The organism is Candidatus Methylomirabilis sp. (genome assembly GCF_028716865.1).
Classification (GTDB): domain Bacteria; phylum Methylomirabilota; class Methylomirabilia; order Methylomirabilales; family Methylomirabilaceae; genus Methylomirabilis.
This window is the reverse complement of record NZ_JAQUOY010000017.1, coordinates 57,823-65,266: the sequence shown is the minus strand read 5'-3', so window position 1 is coordinate 65,266 and position 7,444 is coordinate 57,823. Positions and strand designations below refer to the sequence as shown.

Below are 7,444 nucleotides of genomic sequence, written 5' to 3'. Positions count from 1 at the left end.
TTGACCCAGGAGATCAGCGCCCGGATGATGAGGAGCCAGGTATAAAGCGACAACACCATGTTCAGGATGGACGCAAATGCATCGACGAAGTGGGCAACAAACGGCATAGTGATTATCTCCTGCCTAGCTCTCGGGATCGGATCGTGGCCGCCTCTACCGCTTCTATCAGGGTCCCACGCAATCCGCCGCGCTCCAAGGCATACAGCCCGGCAATGGTCGTCCCGCCGGGAGAGGCAACCATGTCCTTCAGCTCGGCCGGATGGCGCCCACTTTCAAGCACCATCTTTGCGGCGCCCAGGACAGTTTGAGCGGCCAGCAGTCTGGCGACATCCCGCGCGAGCCCCATCTGCACACCGGCGTCGGCCAGCGCTTCAACAAACAGGAACACGTAGGCTGGGCCGCTGCCGCTCAGCCCTGTCACGGCGTCCAGATGCTTCTCCTCGACCACAACCGCCTTCCCGACAGCGGCGAAGATCGCCTCTGCAATCTGCAGGTCTTCGGCTGTCGCATGCTCACCCTTCGCAATACCGGCGGCGCCCGCCAGAACCAGGGCCGGCGTATTGGGCATAACGCGAATGATCCGCGTCTTGGCGGGCAGGCGCTCGGCGATGAAAGTGATCGTGATGCCGGCGGCAACCGAGATGATCGTCTTGGCCTGATCCACAGAAGCGGCGATCCCTTTCAGCGCCGCCTCCATGTCCTGAGGCTTGACGGCCAGGACCAGGATGGAGGCTTTCATCCCCACATCGCGGCCCTCGGTCACGGTCTGGATGCCGTAGCGCAGATGGATCTGCTGCCTCTTCGCCTCAATGATATCCGAGGCAATGACTTGGTCCGCCGTCACCAGCTTGGCTTCGAGCAGGCCGCGGATTAACGCCTCGGCCATGTTGCCAGCCCCGATGAACCCGATCGTCCGACCTTGTAACATACCGCTCTCCTTGCCTCCAAAAGGCCTGTCGTCTTATAGCGTCAAACCTTGCGAGAGTCAAGGAGATTTGCCCGCCAACTACTCCTTGCGGGGATTGGCAAAGTACGGTATATGGTGGGGACAGCCGATGCGGGATGTGGAAGTCATAGGGGGGGAGTGATCGATGCGACGGGTAAGAGTGCGGGTGCCGGCCTCAACGGCGAACCTTGGACCGGGGTTTGATACACTGGGGATGGCGCTGAGCCTGTACAACGAGGTGGAGCTCAGCGACGAGGCTGAGGGGCTGAGCCTTCAGGTCGAGGGTGAGGGGAAGGCCGAGTTGGAGCAGGCGGGCGAGCGGAACCTTGCGGTTCGAGCAGCGCAGGAGACGCTGCGAGACTTGGGCTTTCAGTCGTCTGGGCTATGGGTGCACCAGATTAATCGAATCCCGTTGGGACGCGGCCTTGGCAGCAGTGCCGCGGCCTGTCTCGCCGGGATCGCCGCCGCCTGTCGTCTGGCCCGCGTCGAACTCTCGACGGATGAACTCCTCGCCAGAGCGCTCCCCTTCGAAGGGCACCCTGACAATGTGACGCCGGCCTTGATGGGAGGCCTCACGGTTTCCGCCATCGTCGCGGGTCGCGTCGTCGCCGCTAAGGTCCCAGTCCCCACTCACCTGAAGGCGGTGGTCGTGATCCCGGACCTCCAACTCGCCACTAAGCGCGCGCGGGAGGTGCTTCCCAAGCAGGTCCTGTTTGCCGATGCCGTCTTTAACCTAACCCGTTTAGCTCTCTTGCTCACGGGCCTCGCCACCGATCGTCCCGAACTGCTCGCACCGGGAACTGAAGACCGCCTCCACCAACCGTACCGGGCCGCATTGCTCCCAGGGATGGAGGCGATTCTGGAGGAGGGGCGGCGGGCCGGGGCGCTAGCCACCTGCCTGAGCGGCGCGGGCTCCTCGCTGCTGGCACTGATCAGCGGGGATGGTGAGGAGATCGGCCGACGTATGGGAGAGCGCTGGCGGCGCGAGTTCGGAATCGAGAACCGCACGCATTTGCTCGAAATCGACCGCCAGGGCCTCATCTACCTTGAGTGAAGAAACCCACGTTCACACCTCCGTGAGCTGGTCGCCCTGCTCACGGTAGATGCGCTCGCGGTTGCACGCGGAGCACTGAAAGATGTGATACTTACCTGGCGGAAGAGAATGTAGGCCGGGATCAAACTGGAACATGACGAGGCTCGAGAGAAAGGCTCGAGCGGCGCCAATTCGACGCTTGCCCATGTAGTTCATGCGACGATGCCTCCCCGCCTCGCCGATGGGAGCCGAGCCGCCCGTATCCGCTTCGTGGTCGCTACACTTCTCGTTCGTGCAATAGACTTCCAGTGATCCCGGGTTCATTCCCCCTATCCTCTTTCTTCCCCTCACTACGGGGACGGCGCTCCGAAATCAGCGTATCCCGCCACTGACTACTTAGCCTGAGGGGCCTCCACCTCGACGATCTTGACGTCGAAGGTCAGGGCCTTCCCTGCCAACGGATGATTGGTGTCTAAGACGACCGTCTTCTCCTTAACCTCTTTTACAAAGGCGTGCATGGGCTGCCCGTCCTTTGTCTGGGCCACAAGGTGAGCCCCGACTGTCTGCATTTTCTCCGGAATGCGTTCTTTAGGGATCTCAACGAATGCTTCGGGACGGATCGGCCCATAGGCCTCGTCGGGTTTGACAACGACGTGCTTCGTATCGCCTACGCGCAGACCGTTCAGCGCCTTTTCTAACCCCGGGATGATCTGCCCCTGCCCCTGGGTGTAGATCAAGGGCTCCTGCCCTTCATTAGTATCCAAGACTGCCCCCTTTTCGTCCGACAGTCTGTACTCAAGCTTGACGGTAGAGCCATTCTGAATTCCTTGGCTGTCAGGCTTGACTTGGGTCGTCGCCTTTTCAGGCGTCTCGGCAAGCGCGAGCCCTGCCGTCAGGGCAAGGAGCATCCCCGTGGCCGTTGCAAGCATCGATGCGTATCGGGTCATCTTCATCTTAATCCTTCCTCCTCCATGTGTGTCTCAGCGTCGACTGAACCGCTCATGCGCCTGCCTGCGCCACGCGGCAGACTAGTACCGGCGCATCGTACGCCTGGCGAGCCTCCGGCGCAACCGAAAAGTCTTGCTATTCACGCAACGTAACCTCTTATTCTATCTCATGCCGTGCCATGCAGAAACCTGTTTGACGAATTCGCCCATTTGCGATACACTCTTGTGAGTTCGTGAGGTGTTTGACTCGTGCCGTTGCAACTTGAAGCGCCACATCTGCTAGAACGGCCCCAGCAGGTCCGCAGCCGGTTTCCCTTCGGGCTCTGACCTTTCTCGCGCCTCCCCACACTGAGTTTTTCGACTGTAAGATACGTTTCCTGCGTTCGTGCCGCCTACTGTCGGGCACGCCTGCCTGTGCGATGCACGCAGACAGGTCGCACGATCCATAACCGCATCAAAGAAGGCACATTATGGCACAGCAGCGCACCAATCTCAGGAATCTGGCCATCATCGCGCACGTGGACCATGGCAAGACGACGCTCGTGGATGCCATGCTGAAGCAGAGCCGTATCTTCAGAGACAACCAGGTGATGGTCGAGCGGGTCATGGACTCCAACCCTCTGGAGCGAGAGCGCGGCATCACCATCCTGGCCAAGAACACCGCCGTAACCTATGGGGGCGTGAAAATCAACATCGTGGACACGCCAGGGCATGCCGACTTCGGAGGTGAGGTCGAGCGGGTCCTGAACATGGTGGACGGGGTATTGCTGCTGGTGGATGCCGTGGAGGGGCCAATGCCCCAGACCCGATTCGTGCTGCGCAAGGCCCTGGAACTCCATCATAAGGTTGTTGTAGTTGTCAACAAGATCGACCGCGCGAACGCCAGAGTCGACTACGCGACCAACGCCACCTTCGATCTATTCATCGATCTTGGCGCAACAGAAGCGCAGACGGACTTCCCGATCGTCTATACGGACGGCCTCCGTGGACAGGCCGGCCATACGCCAACCTCACTGGCCCCTGACCTGCAGCCCCTGTTCGAAACCATCCTCAACTCCCTGCCTCCCCCCGTGGTGGAGCCGGATGGTCCCACGCAGATGCTGGTCAACCTCCTGGCTTATGATGATTATAAGGGCCGGATCGCCATCGGTCGCCTGTCCGCCGGCCGTCTGCGCCGAGCTCAGGAAGTCATCCGGATCGCGAAGGATGGAACCTACTACCCCGGCAAGATAGCTCAGGTCTTTGTACATCAGGGGTTGGACCGAGTCGAGGTCGAGGAGGCGGAGGCTGGCGAAATCGTGGCGGTGACTGGTCTTGGGGAGATTGGGATCGGGGAGACGATCGCCGACAAGGATAACCCTCTGGCCCTTCCCCCGCTCCTGGTAGACGAGCCGACCGTGCAGATGACCTTCAGCGTGAACACCAGCCCCTTTGCGGGGCGGGAGGGGCGGTGGAGTTCGAGCCGTAGCCTCCGCGAGCGCTTATTCAAGGAACTCGAGCATAATGTCAGCCTGAGGGTCCATGACACCGAGAGCCCCGACAGCTTCCTGGTGGCCGGACGAGGCGAGCTACATCTGGTCGTCCTGATCGAGACGATGCGGCGCGAGGGGTATGAACTGCAGGTCTCGAGGCCCGAGGTCATCTTTCAGACCGATCCGCAAAGCGGGGAGCGGTTGGAGCCGTTCGAGCGGGTCAGCATCGAGGTGCCGGAGGAGCAGGCAGGATTGGTGATGGAGATGTTGGGGGTACGGCGAGGGCGTCTGATGGATATGCGGACGGGTGAACAGGGGTTCGTCCACTATGAGTTCACGGTCCCCACGCGGGGGTTGCTGGGATTTCGCCAGGCGTTCCTGACCGCGACGCGCGGCACCGGGCTGCTCAACAGCCTGTTTCACGCCTATGAACCGATGGTCGGCGAAATTCGCGCGCGCGACCGTGGGTCGCTGGTCGCGTGGGAGGCGGGGGTAGCCACGGCGTACGGCCTGGCGAGTGCGGAGGGAAGCGGACTCCTCTTCATCGGACCAGGGACCGAGGCATACGAAGGGATGATCGTCGGCGAGGCGGCAAAGGAGCGAGACCTGGAGGTCAATGTCGCAAAGCGGAAGCACCTGACGAATATGCGATCTTCGACCTCCGATATCGCGGTGCGCCTGTCACCGCCGAGACAGATGAGTCTTGACAATTGCGTTGAGTATCTGGCAGAAGACGAACTGCTGGAGGTTACACCAAAGAGTCTACGGCTGCGCAAGAAGGTGCTGGACCGGCAAGAGCGGAAGCGGGTGCGTGTCGTGAGGCGATGACGCGCTGACCCCGCCAGGCACTACGAGCCCGGAGGGGGTGATGGTTCTTCGGCGGGAGGCGAACCCTCTTCCTGTTCCTGTTCACCCTCTCCGGCCGGCAAGATACCCTCTTTCCTCTCCAGCCTCTTTCGGAGCTTCTCCTCCTGCTTAGTCTTCCGCGCGACTTCCTTTCGCCGCTTCTCCCCTCGATACGGTTGAAACTTTCCCGCCATTCATCATCTCCTTTCTGCAATCGTTGCCTTCTCGTTTGCGGCCTCGGCCAAGCCGCAAGAACTCTGCAACAGCCTACGCCCTCGGCATCACACTGTCAAGGGTCTTGCGCGGCGGCGCACCTTGACAGTGTCGGACGCCTATGACATCTTTTAGCTGTCATGCAGGCAATCGATCGGCTTCAAGAAAAGGTGCGGGGTCTTCCGGACGCGCCAGGCGTCTATCTGTTCCGTGACAGGCGAGGCCATGTGCTGTATATCGGCAAGGCCCTGTCGCTGAGGAAGCGCGTCGGCTCCTACTTTACTGAGGCGGCGGACGCGCCCGATCGACCCATGATTCGACCCATGCTGGAGCAGGTGGCCGACCTGGAGTTCATCATCACAGCGAATGAGCTGGAGGCCCTCATCCTGGAAAGTAACCTGATTAAAAGCCACAAGCCCCGTTACAACATTATCCTAAAGGATGACAAACATTACCCCTTCCTCAAGCTCGACCTAAAAGACCCGTTTCCCTGGGTGCGGGTGGTCCGACGAATCAAGGACGATGGCGCGCTCTATTACGGACCGTATGTCCCGACGACCGCGATGTGGGACGTACTGGCCCTCGTGAATAAGACGATCCCCCTCCGCAAGTGCCGGTCGATCAAAGGTCGACGGCTCTGCCTCGAATACCACCTGGGCCGCTGCGTGGGTCCGTGCGAGGGGTTGATCGGTGAGTCCGCGTACGGCGAGTTGGTGGATCAGGCGCGGCTACTGCTGGAGGGAAAGGATCAGGAACTGACGAAGCGACTCGAGGCGCAGATGCACCAGGCGGCCGAGGCGCTTCAGTTCGAGCAGGCGGCGAAATACCGCGACCAGATCGCCTCGCTGCGCCAGGTGTTCGAGCGCCAGCGGATTATCTCGCCAAGGGGCGAGAACCAGGATGTCTTTGGCCTGGCCGCCGAAGGTGGGGAGGCGCAGGTCCAGCTTTTCCTGATCAGGCGAGGCAGGCTGATCGGCCGTGAGACCTTTACCTTTGAGCTGAAAGCCGAAACCATGGGCGGCCTGCTGTCCTCGTTGATCGAACAGTTCTACCTCGGCGCACGGGACATCCCTCAGGAGATCCTGCTGTCCCACCCCCTGGAGGACGCCTCGCTGATTGCGGCGTGGCTTGCGTCCCGGGCCAATCGCCGCGTGGAGCTGCTGGTCCCGCGGCGCGGGCGCAAGGCGCGGCTGGTCCAGTTGGCGCTGACAAATGCGCAGGAGGCCCTGGCACTGTCGCTCCGATCCTCGCGGAGTCGCGAGCAAGCCCTGAAGGATTTACAGGAGGCGCTTGACCTCTCGGCCCCGCCCAGACGGATCGAGGCCTACGACATCTCGAACATCTCGGGGACGCTGGCGGTCGGCTCCCAGGTGGTTTGGGAGGATGGCAAGGCAAAAAAATCAGCTTACAAGCGCTACAAGATCAAGACGGTGCAGGGGCCTGACGACTTCGCTATGCTAGCCGAAGTGGTGCGACGACGGCTGCACAAGACAGAGGAGATGCCGCTTCCCGACCTCATGCTTCTTGACGGCGGTCGCGGACAGCTCAACGCCGCGCTCGGCGTAGCGAGGGAGCTGGGGCTGCATGCACTACCGATGGTGGGCCTGGCCAAGGAGGAGGAGTTGGTTTTTCACCCATCCAGGTCCACGCCGATCGCGCTCCCGGAACGGTCCAGGGCCAGGCAACTGCTTCAGCAGATCCGCGATGAGTCGCATCGGTTTGCTATTACCTATCACCGGGCGCTGCGAGGCAAGTCGGCGATCCGCTCGCTGCTGGACGACGTTCCCGGGATCGGGGCCAAGCGTAGACGCGCGCTACTCACCCAATTCGGAAGCCTCCGTCGCCTACGCGAGGCCAGCATCGATGAACTGCGGCGTGCCGCCGGGATCTCCGAGTCGCTAGCCACAACCATTCATGACGTTGTCGGCGCCGTGAGCGCCTAATGTACTGTTTCCCTCTCCCCATGGCGGGGGAGGGTAAGAGTGAG

Annotated in this window: 7 protein-coding genes; 3 read left to right on the top strand and 4 right to left on the bottom strand. The window is 61.4% G+C overall.

Annotated features, from left to right (window positions below; translation table 11 throughout):
- Window positions 1-112: 112 nt before the first annotated feature.
- Complete coding sequence (gene proC, locus PHV01_RS08330) at window positions 113-928, bottom strand: pyrroline-5-carboxylate reductase (protein WP_337290691.1); 816 nt, start codon at window positions 926-928, stop codon at window positions 113-115.
- A gap of 163 nt (window positions 929-1,091) precedes the next feature.
- Between proC and thrB the strand changes: the two genes are divergently transcribed.
- Entirely contained in the window at window positions 1,092-2,000 is a 909-nt protein-coding gene (gene thrB, locus PHV01_RS08325) for a homoserine kinase (RefSeq protein ID WP_337290690.1), read from the top strand.
- A gap of 12 nt (window positions 2,001-2,012) precedes the next feature.
- Here thrB and PHV01_RS08320 read toward each other — a convergent pair whose 3' ends face one another.
- Window positions 2,013-2,303, bottom strand: coding sequence for a hypothetical protein (locus PHV01_RS08320; RefSeq protein WP_337290689.1), 291 nt, complete (start codon window positions 2,301-2,303; stop codon window positions 2,013-2,015).
- A gap of 68 nt (window positions 2,304-2,371) precedes the next feature.
- Window positions 2,372-2,932 carry a peptidylprolyl isomerase gene (locus tag PHV01_RS08315; RefSeq protein WP_337290688.1) on the bottom strand — a complete coding sequence of 187 codons (561 nt, stop codon included), beginning with the start codon at window positions 2,930-2,932 and terminating at the stop codon, window positions 2,372-2,374.
- Between the two features lie 464 nt (window positions 2,933-3,396).
- Between PHV01_RS08315 and typA the strand changes: the two genes are divergently transcribed.
- Window positions 3,397-5,226, top strand: coding sequence for a translational GTPase TypA (gene typA / locus PHV01_RS08310; RefSeq protein ID WP_337290687.1), 1,830 nt, complete (start codon window positions 3,397-3,399; stop codon window positions 5,224-5,226).
- Window positions 5,227-5,246: 20 nt separating this feature from the next.
- Here typA and PHV01_RS08305 read toward each other — a convergent pair whose 3' ends face one another.
- The gene (locus PHV01_RS08305; RefSeq protein ID WP_337290686.1) at window positions 5,247-5,438 is read right to left on the bottom strand and encodes a hypothetical protein; all 192 of its coding nucleotides are present in this window, start codon (window positions 5,436-5,438) and stop codon (window positions 5,247-5,249) included.
- Between the two features lie 159 nt (window positions 5,439-5,597).
- On the opposite strand from PHV01_RS08305, the gene uvrC reads away from it, so the two are divergent.
- The gene (uvrC, locus tag PHV01_RS08300) at window positions 5,598-7,400 is read left to right on the top strand and encodes an excinuclease ABC subunit UvrC (protein ID WP_337290685.1); all 1,803 of its coding nucleotides are present in this window, start codon (window positions 5,598-5,600) and stop codon (window positions 7,398-7,400) included.
- Window positions 7,401-7,444 lie beyond the last annotated feature (44 nt).